Origin of the sequence: Stenotrophomonas sp. GD03877 (assembly GCF_029840555.1) — a bacterium.
In the GTDB taxonomy this organism is placed as follows: Bacteria; Pseudomonadota; Gammaproteobacteria; order Xanthomonadales; family Xanthomonadaceae; genus Stenotrophomonas; species Stenotrophomonas geniculata.
Genome location: NZ_JAOCCT010000001.1, coordinates 115,308 through 128,600, shown reverse-complemented (window position 1 = coordinate 128,600; position 13,293 = coordinate 115,308). Strand labels below are relative to the sequence as shown.

At 66.9% G+C, this 13,293-nt stretch carries 10 protein-coding genes and 1 riboswitch; of the genes, 6 read left to right on the top strand and 4 right to left on the bottom strand.

The features are described from left to right. Positions 1–136 precede the first annotated feature (136 nt). Complete coding sequence (metK, locus tag N5D20_RS00500; RefSeq protein ID WP_010481882.1) at positions 137–1,348, top strand: methionine adenosyltransferase; 1,212 nt, start codon at positions 137–139, stop codon at positions 1,346–1,348. A gap of 140 nt (positions 1,349–1,488) precedes the next feature. Further along, a complete protein-coding gene (locus tag N5D20_RS00495) occupies positions 1,489–1,995 on the top strand; it encodes an acyl-CoA thioesterase (RefSeq protein ID WP_010481883.1) in 507 nt (168 codons plus the stop codon). A gap of 67 nt (positions 1,996–2,062) precedes the next feature. On the opposite strand, the gene ppc is transcribed toward N5D20_RS00495, so the two are convergent. Both ppc and N5D20_RS00485 read right to left on the bottom strand, forming a co-directional pair. After that, a complete protein-coding gene (gene ppc, locus N5D20_RS00490) occupies positions 2,063–4,774 on the bottom strand; it encodes a phosphoenolpyruvate carboxylase (protein ID WP_279914661.1) in 2,712 nt (903 codons plus the stop codon). A gap of 234 nt (positions 4,775–5,008) precedes the next feature. Further along, positions 5,009–7,525 carry a prolyl oligopeptidase family serine peptidase gene (locus N5D20_RS00485; protein WP_279914660.1) on the bottom strand — a complete coding sequence of 839 codons (2,517 nt, stop codon included), beginning with the start codon at positions 7,523–7,525 and terminating at the stop codon, positions 5,009–5,011. A 120-nt stretch (positions 7,526–7,645) separates the two neighbouring features. Then, positions 7,646–7,729: riboswitch (S-adenosyl-L-homocysteine riboswitch) on the top strand. 36 nt (positions 7,730–7,765) lie between these two features. Here N5D20_RS00485 and ahcY point away from each other — a divergent pair. From ahcY to N5D20_RS00470, 3 genes are all read left to right on the top strand, one after another. Next, positions 7,766–9,211 carry an adenosylhomocysteinase gene (gene ahcY / locus N5D20_RS00480; protein ID WP_019338084.1) on the top strand — a complete coding sequence of 482 codons (1,446 nt, stop codon included), beginning with the start codon at positions 7,766–7,768 and terminating at the stop codon, positions 9,209–9,211. Between the two features lie 170 nt (positions 9,212–9,381). Next, complete coding sequence (ybaK, locus tag N5D20_RS00475) at positions 9,382–9,855, top strand: Cys-tRNA(Pro) deacylase (RefSeq protein WP_279914659.1); 474 nt, start codon at positions 9,382–9,384, stop codon at positions 9,853–9,855. Continuing rightward, the gene (locus N5D20_RS00470; RefSeq protein ID WP_279914657.1) at positions 9,855–10,358 is read left to right on the top strand and encodes a hypothetical protein; all 504 of its coding nucleotides are present in this window, start codon (positions 9,855–9,857) and stop codon (positions 10,356–10,358) included. The genes ybaK and N5D20_RS00470 overlap by 1 nt, the downstream gene beginning before the upstream one ends. On the opposite strand, the gene N5D20_RS00465 is transcribed toward N5D20_RS00470, so the two are convergent. Both N5D20_RS00465 and N5D20_RS00460 read right to left on the bottom strand, forming a co-directional pair. Beyond that, a complete protein-coding gene (locus N5D20_RS00465) occupies positions 10,355–10,969 on the bottom strand; it encodes an energy transducer TonB (protein WP_279914656.1) in 615 nt (204 codons plus the stop codon). The two genes, N5D20_RS00470 and N5D20_RS00465, sit on opposite strands and share 4 nt — an antisense overlap. Before the next feature lie 108 nt (positions 10,970–11,077). Continuing rightward, positions 11,078–11,635 carry a DUF3228 family protein gene (locus N5D20_RS00460; RefSeq protein ID WP_019338080.1) on the bottom strand — a complete coding sequence of 186 codons (558 nt, stop codon included), beginning with the start codon at positions 11,633–11,635 and terminating at the stop codon, positions 11,078–11,080. 135 nt (positions 11,636–11,770) lie between these two features. Between N5D20_RS00460 and N5D20_RS00455 the strand changes: the two genes are divergently transcribed. Next, positions 11,771–13,288, top strand: a complete 1,518-nt coding sequence (locus N5D20_RS00455; RefSeq protein WP_279914654.1) for an amidohydrolase family protein — start codon at positions 11,771–11,773, stop codon at positions 13,286–13,288. Positions 13,289–13,293 lie beyond the last annotated feature (5 nt).

Below are 13,293 nucleotides of genomic sequence, written 5' to 3'. Positions count from 1 at the left end.
CCCGTCACGACGGCCCTTGCCAGGCCTACGCGGGCTTAACCACCGGCAACCGGTACCGGTTCACAATGCACAGGCGGCGCACCCCGTGTATCATTCGCGCCCATCTTTCCATCCGAATCAAGGGATATTACGCCTGATGTCCAGCTATCTCTTCACCTCCGAGTCGGTCTCCGAAGGCCATCCGGACAAGGTTGCCGACCAGATCTCCGATGCGGTGCTGGACGCGATCCTGACCCAGGACCAGCGCGCCCGCGTGGCCTGCGAGACCATGGTCAAGACCGGTGTTGCCATCGTGGCCGGTGAAATCACCACCAGCGCCTGGATCGACCTGGAAGCACTGACCCGCAAGGTCATCACGGACATCGGCTACGACAGCTCCGACGTCGGCTTCGACGGCGCCACCTGCGGCGTGCTGAACCTGATCGGCAAGCAGTCGCCGCACATCGCCCAGGGCGTGGATCGCAAGAAGCCGGAAGAAATGGGCGCTGGCGACCAGGGCCTGATGTTCGGCTATGCCACCAACGAGACCGACAGCTACATGCCGGCCGCGATCCACCTGTCGCACCGCCTGGTCGAGCAGCAGGCCAAGATCCGCAAGAAGAAGAACTCGCCGCTGTCGTGGCTGCGCCCGGACGCCAAGAGCCAGGTCACCCTGCGCTATGAAAACGGCGTGGTCTCGGCCATCGACGCCGTGGTCCTGTCGACCCAGCATGCCCCGGGCATCAAGCAGAAGGACCTCATCGAGGCCGTCCGCGAAGAAATCATCAAGCCGGTGCTGCCGGCGAAGTGGCTGCACAAGGGCACCAAGTTCCACATCAACCCGACCGGCAAGTTCGAGATCGGTGGCCCGGTGGGCGACTGCGGCCTGACCGGCCGCAAGATCATCGTCGACACCTACGGCGGCTGGGCCCGTCACGGTGGTGGCGCCTTCTCCGGCAAGGACCCGTCCAAGGTCGACCGTTCGGCAGCCTACGCGGCCCGCTACGTCGCCAAGAACGTGGTTGCCGCCGGCCTGGCCGACCGTTGCGAAGTGCAGGTCTCCTACGCCATCGGCGTGGCTGAGCCGACCTCGATCTCGGTCACCACCTTCGGCACCGGCAAGATCAGCGACGACAAGATCGAGAAGCTGATCCGCAAGCACTTCGACCTGCGCCCGTACGGCATCATCAAGATGCTGGACCTGGTGCACCCGATGTACCAGCAGACCGCGGCCTATGGTCACTTCGGCCGCAAGCCGAAGGAGTTCAGCTACCTCAACGGCGAAGGCGAGACCGTCAACGCCACGGCCTTCTCCTGGGAGAAGACCGATCGCGCCGCCGCCCTGCGCGCCGATGCGAAGCTGAAGTAAGAAACACGAAGGGCCGCTCACGCGGCCCTTCTGCTTTCTGTAGAGCCGAGCCCATGCTCGGCTTTCTTTTTCCTGCGACAAGAGCAGCCGAGCATGGGCTCGGCTCTACAAGAGCTACGCCACGCCGATACAATCGCCCCATGTCGACCGAACTGAAAACCCACCAGCTGTCCATGACCGTGCTGATGTCGCCGGAGATGGCCAATTTCTCCGGCAAGGTCCACGGTGGCGCGATCCTGAGGCTGCTCGACCAGGTCGCCTATGCCTGTGCCAGCCGCTACGCCGGCAGCTACGTGGTCACCCTGTCGGTCGACCAGGTGATGTTCCGCCAGCCGATCGCGGTGGGCGAGCTGGTCACCTTCCTGGCCTCGGTGAACCATACCGGTACCTCGTCGATGGAAATCGGCATCAAGGTGGTGGCCGAGGACATCCTCAAGCGCAGCGTGCGCCACGCCAACAGCTGCTTCTTCACGATGGTGGCGGTGGACGAGGAAGGCCGGCCGACGCCGGTACCGCCACTGCAACCGGCCACCTCCGACGAGAAGCGCCGCCAGGCCGCCGCACAGATCCGCCGCCAGCTGCGCCAGGAAATGGAACAGCGGCACCTGGAACTGCTGGCGTCGAATCCGCCGTCGCCGGAGGAGTGAGGGCGTGCGGGGCACGCCCCGCACCCACCGAGGCAGGTAGCGCCGGGCCATGCCCGGCGGATACGCATCACCCGGTGTTCTGCACGCCCTGCGAAACACCGTTCACGCACGCCACGAGCGCGCGCAGCAGTTCGTCATCCTCGCGTCCGCTGGCCCGCCAACGCTGCAGCAGATCCACCTGCAGCACGCTGATCGGATCGACGTAGGGATTGCGCAGGCGGATCGACAGCGCCAGCCGCGCATCGTGGTCCAGCAGCGTCTGCTGGTCCATTAACGCCAGCAGCCAGTGCCGGGTGAGTTCCAGTTCACGCTGCACCTGCGGGAAGAAACGCCCATGCAGGTCGCCCGACAACAGCGAGAACTGCTCGGCGATGGTGATATCGCCCTTGGACAGCACCATCGCGATGTCGTCCAGGAAGGTGCGGAAGAACGGCCAGTCACGCGCCATATCGCGCAGGGTCTGTTCGTGGCCGGCATCGACCGCCGCCTGCAGGCCACTGCCCACGCCGTACCAGCCGGGGATGACCGCGCGTGCCTGGCTCCAGGCGAACACCCAGGGAATCGCGCGCAGGTTGCCCAGTGCCGCGTCCTGGCCGAGCCGACGCGAAGGACGCGACCCCAGCGTCATCCGCTCGATCACGTCGATGGGTGTGGCGGTACGGAAGTAGTCCATGAAGCCGGCCTGGCCAACGAACGCGCGATACACCTCGCTGCTGGCCGAGGCCACCGCGTCCATCACCGGCCGCCACTCATCCTCGCGCGGCTCGGCGGCACGCGGGCGCAGGCTGGCGCGCAGCACTGCACCGGTGGCCTGTTCCAGCGAGCGCAGGGCCAGCGCCCGGATGCCGTATTTGCGATGGATCACCTCGCCCTGCTCGGTCACCCGCAGGCGGCCATCGATGCTGCCGCGCGGCGACGCATCGACCGCGTGCGTGGTCTTGCCACCGCCACGGCTGATCGAACCGCCACGGCCATGGAAGAAGGTCAGGCGGATGCCGGCCTCGGCCGCCACCTCCAGCAGTTCCACCTGCGCACGCTGCAGGCCCCAGCGCGAAGCAGCGATGCCACCGTCCTTGCTGCTGTCCGAATAGCCCAGCATCACCATCTGCACGTCGTCGCGCGCACGCAGATGGGCGCGGTAGACCGGGTCGGCCAGCAGGTCACGCAGGGTGGCCGTGCCACGCTTGAGGTCATCCACGGTTTCGAACAGCGGCGCGATGTCGAGCGGCACCGAACCGCCTTCTTCCACCAGGCCGCCACGGCGCGCCAGCGCCAGCACCGCCAGCACATCGCTGCGGTCGTGTGCCATCGAGATGATGTAGCTGCCCAGTGCATCGCTGCCATGCCGCGCGTGCGCATCGGCCAGCGCAGCGAACACCGCATCCAGCCGCTGGTTGCCCTCGTCATCGCCATTGGGCAGCGTGTCTTCCCCGCTGGCATGCGGGCCCAGCAGGCGCGCACGGCCCAGCGCATCCAGCGCCTGCCAGCTTTCTTCGCCGCCCAGCACCGCAGCCAGTGCGCGCGCATGCACGCTCGATTCCTGGCGCACATCCAACCGCGCCAGATGGAAGCCGAAGGTCTTCACCCGCCACAGCAGGCGCTGCACGGCGAAGCCGCCTGCATGTTCGCCGCGATTGGCGCGCAGGCTGTCGAGGATCAGCTGCAGGTCGTCGATCAGTTCGGCGGGGCCAGCATAGTTGCCTTCGCCATCATCCAGCGTGGCCTGCAGGCGCGCGCGCATGCGGTCGTTGAGCAGGCGGTACGGCATGTCGGCATGGCGTGGGCGCGACTGCACCTGCGGCAGCAGCTGCTGGTACTGCGCCACGCGCGCCTGCAGCGCATCACTCACGCCCACCCGCTCGGTGGACTGGCTGAGCAGGCTGGCCAGCTGCAGCAGTTCCTTCTGGTAGCGCCCGAGCACCGCCTGCCGCTGCGCATCCAGCGTGTTGCGGATGGTGGTCGCATCCACGTTCGGGTTGCCATCCATGTCGCCGCCTACCCACGTGCCGAAACGCAGCAGGCGCGGCAGCGGCAGTTCTTCACCGTAGGTATCGCGCAGCGCCTGCTGCAGCGATTCGTACAGCACCGGAATCACCCGGTACAACACCTGCACCAGATAGAAGCCGACATGTTCGCGCTCGTCATCCACGGTGGGCCGCACCGGCGAGGAGTCGGTGGTCTGCCACGAGGCCGTCAGCGCCATGCGGAAGCGCGCGGCGTCGGCCGCGGCCTCACCTGGTGTGCGCTGGCCGTCGAGGTTGTCGACCAGGCTGGCCACCATCAGCTGCTCTTTTTCCAGCAGCGCGCGGCGCACCGCCTCGGTCGGGTGCGCGGTGAACACCGGTTCGATGTCGATGCGCGGGAGCCACTGCGCGAGTTCGTCCAGGCCCACGCCCTGCGCCTTCAGGTGCTGCAGCGCGTCCTGCAGGCCATCAGGCTGTGCACCTGCGGTACCGGCGCGCTGATAGTCACGGCGACGGCGGATGCGATGCACGCGCTCGGCGATGTTGACCACCTGGAAGTACGTGCTGAACGCACGCACCATGGTTTCGGCCTGCTGCGGCGTGCGCCCGGCCAGGCCATCGGCCAGCTCCGACAATGGAGCTTGATTCTCGCGGCGGGCGATGGCGCGGGTGCGCACGTCTTCGACGTCGTCGAGAAACGCGGCGGACACCTGTTCAACCAGCAGGTCACCGACCAGCGCGCCGAGCCGGCGCACGTCATCGCGAAGCGGAAGATCGGGAGAAGCAAACTCGATGCTGCTGCGGTACTCGTTCATCGGCGACGCACAGGCCTCGGTCAACGGATCCAGGCCCCAAGCCTAAACCAGAACGGGCGTCGTGCTGCGATGCAAAAATGGTTTCATCTGCACGTATCCATGACGGACGCAGCCGCGCATGGGCTCGGCTCTACAAGCGTCGTGGCGCGTGACACCGTGTAGCGCCCGAGCCCATGCTCGGGCGGCGGCGCAGCCGCACAGGCGGCCCCGTTGCGGGGGCCGCCGTCACACTAGTCAGCGCTTCTTCTTCGCCTTGCCCTGCTCGGCCGGGCCGATGGTCTGCTCCAGCCAGCGCTCGCTCTCGGCCAGCATGGTCATGATCGATTCGCGTGCGCGGTAGGCATGCGATTCGTTCGGCAGCATCACCAGCCGCGCGGTACCACCCAGGCCCTTCACCGCCGCGAACATGCGCTCGCTCTGGATCGGGAAGGTGCCGGAGTTGTTGTCGTCCACGCCATGGATGAACAGGATCGGATCCTTGATCTTGTCGGCATAATTGAACGGCGCCATCTTCTGGTAGACGTTCTGCGCCTGCCAGTAGTTGCGTTCCTCGGCCTGGAAACCGAACGGGGTGAGCGTGCGGTTGTAGGCACCGCTGCGCGCGATGCCGGCCTTGAACAGGCGGGTGTGCGCCAGCAGGTTGGCGGTCATGAACGCACCGTAGGAATGGCCACCGATGGCGATGTGCTCGCGATCGGTCACGCCACGACGCACCACCTCATCCACCGCGGCCTGCGCGTTGGCCACCAGCTGTTCGATGTAGGTGTCGTTCGGCTCCTTGTCGCCCTCACCGATGATCGGCATCGACGGACTGGCCAGCACCACATAGCCCTTGGCCAGGAACGCCTGCGGGCCCCAGTAGCTGACCGCATTGAAGCGGTACGGCGAATCGGTCACCTGGCTGGCCGCCGCCGCGCTCTTGAACTCACCCGGGTAGGCCCACATCAGCAGCGGACGCGGACCATCGCGCTTCGGGTCGTAACCCGGCGGCAGCAGCAGGGTCGCGGTCAGGTCGACGCCATCCTTGCGCTTGTAGCGGATCTGCTCCTTCTGCACGCCCTTCAGCTGCGGCAGCGGATGGGCGAAATGGGTCAGCGCGCGCGGTGCGGCACCGGCATCGGCCAGCGACTGCACGTAGAAGTTGGCCGGCTCATCCGGGCTTTCACGGCTCAGCAGCAGCGAGCTGCCTTGGTCGTCCAGCAGCGCCACTGGCGCGGCGTAGCTGGGCGCCTGCGAGTGGAACAGGCGGGTGGCCTTGCCCGTGGAGATGTCGAAGCGGTCCACGAACGGGCGGTCGCCCTCCGGCGATGCACCGGCACCGGCCAGGTACAGGCTGCTGCCATCGGCGGTGGTCTGCAGCAGCGAGCGCCCGCGGTCGTCGCTGGACAACAGCGGACGGCCCGGATCGGAATAGCGGTCCTGCGCGTCACGATCCCACAGCAGGCGCGGCTCGGCACCTGCATTGTCCGGGGCAATCAGCCAGGTCCTGGTCTTGCGCGTCTTCCACCACGACTCGGTCAGCAGGGCCAGGTCGCCACGGCCCCAGTTGATACCCACCAGACGGCTGCCGAGCTGGGCCAGGGTCACCGGCGGCTTGTCGAACGGCGCGGCCTGCATCAGCACCGCATCGCGCACCTTGGCCTCCCGGTTCGGATCACCACCGTCCTGTGCCTCGGCCCAGACCAGGGTGGCATCGGCATCACCCCGCCAGCTGATGTCGCGCACGCCGGTCACTTCGGCGTCGTTGCCGGTCGGCAGGCCTTCCACCAGCGGACGCACGGCCACGGTGTGCACCAGCTTGCCGCTGGCACGGTCGATCACTTCGATGCGGCGCGGGAAACTGCTCACCGGCACCACGTAGGAGTACGGCCGCTGCACCGGCTGGCGCAGCACGAAGCGGCCATCCGGCGACACTGCAAAGCCCATGAAGATGCCGGCCGCGCCGATCGCGCGGGTGCTGCCATCCAGGCTGACTTCCATCGGCTGGGTGGTGGCGTAGTAATCGAACTGGCGGGCGTCGGCCTCGTTCTTCAGCAGGTCCTGGTAGGTACGGATCGACACCACGCCGCCGCCCTGGCGGGTCTGCTGCACGGCCGGGCCGGTCGGAATGCCGTCGGCGGCCGGGGCCGCACCGAGGCTGGCAGGGCGGGTGAACACCACCAGGCCGCGGCTGTCCGGCAGCCACTGGTAGCCGCTGCCGATCACCGTGTTCAGGCCGGCAACCAGACGGCGGGCACTGCCACCGGCCACGTCCACCAGCCACAGTTCATTGGCGCCACTGGCGGCATCGACCTGGTTGAAGGCCAGCCACTTCTGGTCCGGCGACCACATCACACTGGCGATCGACAGCTTGGCCGGCAGGCCGCTGATCTGCCGTTCCTTGCCGTCGGCCACGTTCATCAGCCACAGCTTCTCGCCGAAGCTGAAGCGGCTGTCGGAGAACGTACGCGGGTTGATGCGCAGGCCGGCCAGCTTCAGTTCCGGCTGCGCCACCACCTGGATCGAAGGCAGCGACGGCATCTGCATCATCGCGGCCACGTCGCGGCGTGGCGACAGGTACAACGAGGGCGCACGGGGCGCGTCCACCACCGCCTGCAGCGCGGCCGACGGCAGTTCATAGCCGTTGACGCCCTGGGCCTGTGCGGCCGCGGGCTGCGGCGCTGCCGCCCAGGCCAGCGGGGCCACCGCCAGCAGTCCCATCGACAGGACCAGGCCGGTCCAGCGCCGTGTGCGGCGCGCGTGCATGCTCATCGTTCCACCTGTGTGATGCGTGAAAACACCGACCTTAACAGTCTGTGCACGCGATCCCATCTGCCGATGGTTGGGTCGTTCCGATGTCATGCCGGGGCCGCGATATAATGGGGGTTCTCCCCTGCCGAGGGGCGCTGCGACCGGATCCCACGAGGCCCGGCCAGGCTCGGTAAGGTGGCTTTGTAACAACGGCGCCCGGCTAGATGCGAGCACCCGCTCGTCCACAACCGGAGCACACGAATGAACGCTGTTGCCAAGACCTTCTCCACCGAAGGTGATTACAAGATCCGCGATATCACGCTGGCCGACTGGGGCCGCAAGGAACTGGACATCGCCGAGCACGAAATGCCGGGCCTGATGTCGATCCGTCGCAAGCATGCCGCCAGCCTGCCGCTGAAGGGCGTGCGCGTGACCGGTTCGCTGCACATGACCATCCAGACCGCGGTCCTCATCGAGACCCTGAAGGACATCGGCGCCGACGTGCGCTGGGCCTCGTGCAACATCTTCTCGACCCAGGACCACGCTGCCGCCGCCATTGCCGCCACCGGCACCCCGGTGTTCGCGTGGAAGGGCGAGACCCTGGAAGAGTACTGGGACTGCACCCTGGACGCGCTGACCTTCACCCTGGCCGATGGCACCCTGACCGGCCCGGAGCTGGTGGTGGACGACGGCGGTGACGTGACCCTGCTGATCCACAAGGGCTACGAGCTGGAAAACGGCAGCGACTGGGTCAACACCGCCTCCGCCTCGCACGAAGAACAGGTCATCAAGAACCTGCTCAAGCGCGTCGCCAAGGAGCGCCCGGGTTACTGGGGCCGCGTGGTCAAGGACTGGAAGGGCGTCTCCGAGGAGACCACCACCGGCGTGCACCGCCTGTACCAGCTGGCCCAGGCCGGCACCCTGCTGATTCCGGCGATCAACGTCAACGACTCGGTCACCAAGAGCAAGTTCGACAACCTGTACGGCTGCCGCGAGTCGCTGGCCGATGGCCTGAAGCGCGCGATGGACGTGATGCTGGCCGGCAAGGTGGCCGTGGTCTGCGGCTACGGCGACGTCGGCAAGGGCTGCGCCGCTTCGCTGCGTGCCTACGGCGCGCGCGTGATCGTCACCGAGATCGACCCGATCTGCGCCCTGCAGGCGGCGATGGAAGGCTATGAAGTCAACACCATCGAATCGACCCTGGGCCGTGCCGACCTGTACGTCACCACCACCGGCAACAAGGACATCATCCGCATCGAGCACCTGAGCGCGATGAAGGACCAGGCCATCGTCTGCAACATCGGCCACTTCGACAACGAGATCCAGGTCGATGCGCTGGTGTCGTTCGCAGGCATCAAGCACGTCAACATCAAGCCGCAGGTGGACAAGTACATCTTCCCGAACGGCAACGCGATCTTCCTGCTGGCCGAAGGCCGCCTGGTGAACCTGGGCTGCGCCACCGGCCACCCGAGCTTCGTGATGTCCAACAGCTTCGCCAACCAGACCCTGGCACAGATCGACCTGTGGGCGAACAAGGACAGCTACGAGAAGAAGGTCTACCTGCTGCCGAAGAAGCTGGACGAAGAAGTGGCCCGCCTGCACCTGGAAAAGATCGGCGTGAAGCTGACCACCCTGAGCCAGGAACAGGCCGACTACATCGGCGTGCCGGTGGAAGGCCCGTTCAAGCCGGACCACTACCGCTACTGATGACTGTGGGGTGCCGGCCAACGGCCCGCACTTCCGGTGCATGCGACACGGACGGGCGCCTTCGGGCGCCCGTTCAGCGTTTGCGCACGGCCGAACATCACGCATCCACCAGAGTGGGGGCCAATAGCCTCGGTCAAGGCAGCACTCTCAGCGCGCGCTACGATGCCCCCATGACCCCGGCCATCAACCTGCTCAAGCGCGAGAAGATCACCCACACCGTGCGCAGCTACGTGCACGACGCCCACGCCGAATCCTATGGCGGCGAAGCCGTCGACAAGCTCGGCCTCGATCCGGCCCAGGTGTTCAAGACCCTGCTGGCCAGCACCGAGGCACACGAACTGCTGGTGGCCATCGTGCCGGTGGCCGGCCAGCTGGACTTGAAGGCATTGGCCGAAGCGGCCGGCTGCAAGAAGTGCGAGATGGCCGCCGCCGACGCCGCACAGCGCGCGACGGGTTACCTGGTCGGTGGCATCAGCCCGCTCGGGCAGAAGAAGCGCCTGCGCACCTTCCTGGACGCCAGCGCGCAGGCATTGCCCGCGCTGCATGTCAGCGCCGGTCGCCGCGGCCTGGAAGTGGAACTGGCGCCGGCTGACCTGCTCCGCCTCACCGCCGGCCACTACGCTGCCATCGGCAAGTCACGCTGATGCGCTGGCCGTGGTCTGCAGCACCGATTCCCCGGCTCGACGATGCACAGGCCGACGTGCTGCTGCAGGACCTGTTGTCGCGCGACGCAACGCGCATCACCGATGCCGCACGCACCGTCGCCCGATTGTTCACTCCCGCATCCCTGGAGGCGTTGAGCGCGCATGTGGATACGATTGAACGCAGCTGCCAGGGCGTCGCCCTTGGCGGCATGCTGATCAGCAACCAGGCTCACCTCAAGGCGGCCCTGCAACGGCTGCGCTACTGGCAGGCGCGCGAAGGCTGCCTGTGCGCGCTCTACCCTTCCTATGTGTTCTTCAGCCCCGAGCCGCTGCTGGAACAAGGTCACGTGCAGCTGCGTGCACGGGGCGAAGCGGAGGACGGCTGGGGCGAATGCTACCGGCTGACGTGCACCTGCTGCGCGCAGCCATGGAGCGCGACCGAGCGCGAGTACCACTACCGCTGGTGGGAGTGGAAGGCCGAGCCCGCCCTGCAGACGCCCTAGTTGAGCTTGAACGTGACCGTTCCGCGTATCAGGCTCATGTTTGGCGCCTTGCCCGCCGCTTCACGCTCATAACGCCAGTCACGCGCGTGCTTGAGCGCCGCCGCATCGAGCAGTGGGTACCCACTGGACCGGGACAGGATGATCGCCTGGGTCTTGCCCTGTGCATCCAGCAGCAGCATCAGCTCGACACCGCCCTGCTGGGCTTCGCGCATGGCGGCCGCAGGATACGCCGGGACCGACGAGAGCCGCCGCTGGTGCCAGCCTCCTTCCCGGGCAATCAACGGCGTGCTGGAAGAGAGCGGGCAACGCGCAGGCATCTGCAGGTCGAAGCCCGCAGCCCCTTGCGAAGGCCGGGTGGTGGCTGGCCCACCACAGGCAATCGCCGACACGCTCTGGAGCAACGACTGCTGACGCGAAAGCGCTGCTGCGTCATCCGCTTCCACATGGAACGTGCAACGCCCCGAGGTTGCCTGAGCCTGCAGTGACCCCACGCCCGCGTCGCGGATCTGCGTCACGTCGGACAGGGCCCCACAGGCAGCGCCTGCATCGTACTTTGCTGCCGAGCTTTCACTTGCGGCCAACAGGCCTGCGGCGACCCATGCAAACGGCATCCAACGTCGAACATCCATCCCTGTGCTCCCTGCGTTGATTCACCGCCATGGTAGCGCTCCACTGCCGTCACCCTGTTCACATGCCGGCTGTCCGGCCACAGCGTGGGCTCAGGGCCGCCAGTTGGCGTTGTTCTCCCAGAACTCCACCGAGCGCCGGTAGGCCTCCCGGTCCAGCGGTACACCGGAACCGCCCTCCTCCACGCCCAGCGCATTGCGCATCATCGTGATCGGCGCCATCGGCACCTCTTCCGGTTCGGCGGTGTAGATGCAGCCGACGATGCCCCAGTCGGCCTCGATCGGTGAACCTTCCCTCGCCAGCTGCCCGGCGCTGTACAGGATCACCACCAGGTAGTTCGCGCGCGGGGACTCCACACCCTCGAACCAGCGCACCAGTACCGGCAGTTCCTCACGGTTGCGCGCTTCGTAGCCGCTGCGCAGCAGATGGCGGTTGTCCTCGGTGACCGGCACCGTCAGGCAGCGCGTGCTGGTCCAGTTCTCGTAGACGAACAACTTGCAGAACGGCGCGTAGCCGTCGAGAACCTTCAGCGGTGCGTGCGCATTGAGGTGTGCCTCGAACTGCTCGGCAGTGCAGTCCTGGATGGTGTTGCCGCGCGGCACGCGCGGGAACAGGCGGGGACGGGCGAAATCGGTCAGGACGATGGACATGGCAGGCGTGATCAGGAGTTCCACCGCACAGGGTAACCGCCCCGGAGCCAGGCCGGGCCAGATGCCGATGGTCACTGGCGCCCGTGTCCGGCTTGCAGCACCCTGCGGACGACCCAATGCAAGGATTGCCGGCTCATGGATGCAGCACGCGCGTTGCCCCGTTCCGCCGGCCGTCGGCGATGGCCGATCGTTCTGGCCATCCTCCTGCTGGCGCCGCCATTGCTGTTCGCCGTCGCTCTGCTCTGGCCGCTGTCGGCACCGCCGTTGCCCGAGCCGGGCAACAGCCGCGTGATCGTCAACGCGCGGGTGGTGGACGTCGCGCGTGGCCAGGTCAGCGCCCCCACCACAGTGACAGTGCGCGACGGCACGATCACTGCCATTGGCAAAGCTCCACGGGACACCACATTGCCGGTGCTCGATGCCGGTGGCCGCTGGCTGGTGCCCGGCTTCTGGGACATGCATACCCATGCACTGCAGCTGTCACCGCAACTGCAGTTCGCACTGATGCTGGCCAATGGCATTACCGGCACCCGCGACATGATGGACTGCCCGCAGACTACCGACCCGCTGATCGCCTGCGTGGCTGACAAGCGCCGCTGGACTGCACAGGCCATCGCAGGGCAACAGGTCGCACCCCGCTTCGTGCAGATCGCCAGCTTCTATTTCGAGGATCCATCACTCTCGCCAGAGGCTGCCGCATTGCGGGCGCACGCGTACAGCGCCCGTGGCGTCGACGCGTTGAAGGTCTACAACAAGCTGCGTGCGGATACCTACCAGCGGCTGGCCACCGAGGCACGGCAGCTGCACCGTCCACTGGTCGGCCACCTGCCCAGGGCTGTGCCTCTGGAAGACGCGGTGCAGGCAGGCCAGCGAAGCTTCGAACACGCCCATCTGTTCGTGCGCCACTGCTTCGACAACGCGGCGGCATGGCGCGGTGGCGCGCTTGACGGCGAAGACCCGACTGGACTGGCCGAACGCATGGTGGCCAGCTATCAGCCCGCGCTCTGCAGCAAAGCGTTCGGTTTGATGCAGGCCAGTGCTGCAGCATTCGTGCCAACGCATGTCACCCGCGAAGAAGATGCACGTGCACGCGACCCCGCCTTCGTCAACGATCCGCGCTTGGCCTATCTGGACCCGCTCTCACGCTGGGCGTGGCGTGATGACCTGCAGGCCACCGTGGCGCGCTATCCCGGCCGACGCGGCGAAGACGCACTGAAGACCTACTTCGAGCATGGGTTGGCACTGACCGGTGCGGCGCATCGTGCCGGCGTCACCGTGCTGGTCGGCACCGATACCGGATTGGGCGGCTTCCGCTACCACGATGAACTGCAGTGGCTGCGGCACGCCGGCCTGAGCCAGGCCGACGTGCTGCGCGCAGCCACGCTGCAGGCCGCGCGTCATCTGCAGTTGCAGGCATCGCATGGCAGCGTCGAAGTCGGCAAAGCCGCAGACCTGGTGCTGCTTGATGGCAACCCGCTGCACGACACCGCCAATACCCGTCGCGTGCATGCGGTACTGCTGGCCGGCCACCTCTATGACCGCCCGCGGCTGGATGCGCTGCTGGCCTATGCGCGCGGGCAGGCACGCTCACCCGCCGTAATGGCACGCCTGCTGTGGGGCTTCATCACCAGCCCGGTCAGTGCCGAGCTGTAGCGGCA

Bases quoted from the DNA above. Each gene is read 5' to 3' on its own strand.
- metK (WP_010481882.1), top strand. From the start codon at position 137: ATGTCCAGCTATCTCTTCACCTCCGAGTCGGTCTCCGAAGGCCATCCG.
- N5D20_RS00495 (WP_010481883.1), top strand. From the start codon at position 1,489: ATGTCGACCGAACTGAAAACCCACCAGCTGTCCATGACCGTGCTGATG.
- ppc (WP_279914661.1), bottom strand. From the start codon at position 4,774: ATGAACGAGTACCGCAGCAGCATCGAGTTTGCTTCTCCCGATCTTCCG.
- N5D20_RS00485 (WP_279914660.1), bottom strand. From the start codon at position 7,525: ATGAGCATGCACGCGCGCCGCACACGGCGCTGGACCGGCCTGGTCCTG.
- ahcY (WP_019338084.1), top strand. From the start codon at position 7,766: ATGAACGCTGTTGCCAAGACCTTCTCCACCGAAGGTGATTACAAGATC.
- ybaK (WP_279914659.1), top strand. From the start codon at position 9,382: ATGACCCCGGCCATCAACCTGCTCAAGCGCGAGAAGATCACCCACACC.
- N5D20_RS00470 (WP_279914657.1), top strand. From the start codon at position 9,855: ATGCGCTGGCCGTGGTCTGCAGCACCGATTCCCCGGCTCGACGATGCA.
- N5D20_RS00465 (WP_279914656.1), bottom strand. From the start codon at position 10,969: ATGCCGTTTGCATGGGTCGCCGCAGGCCTGTTGGCCGCAAGTGAAAGC.
- N5D20_RS00460 (WP_019338080.1), bottom strand. From the start codon at position 11,635: ATGTCCATCGTCCTGACCGATTTCGCCCGTCCCCGCCTGTTCCCGCGC.
- N5D20_RS00455 (WP_279914654.1), top strand. From the start codon at position 11,771: ATGGATGCAGCACGCGCGTTGCCCCGTTCCGCCGGCCGTCGGCGATGG.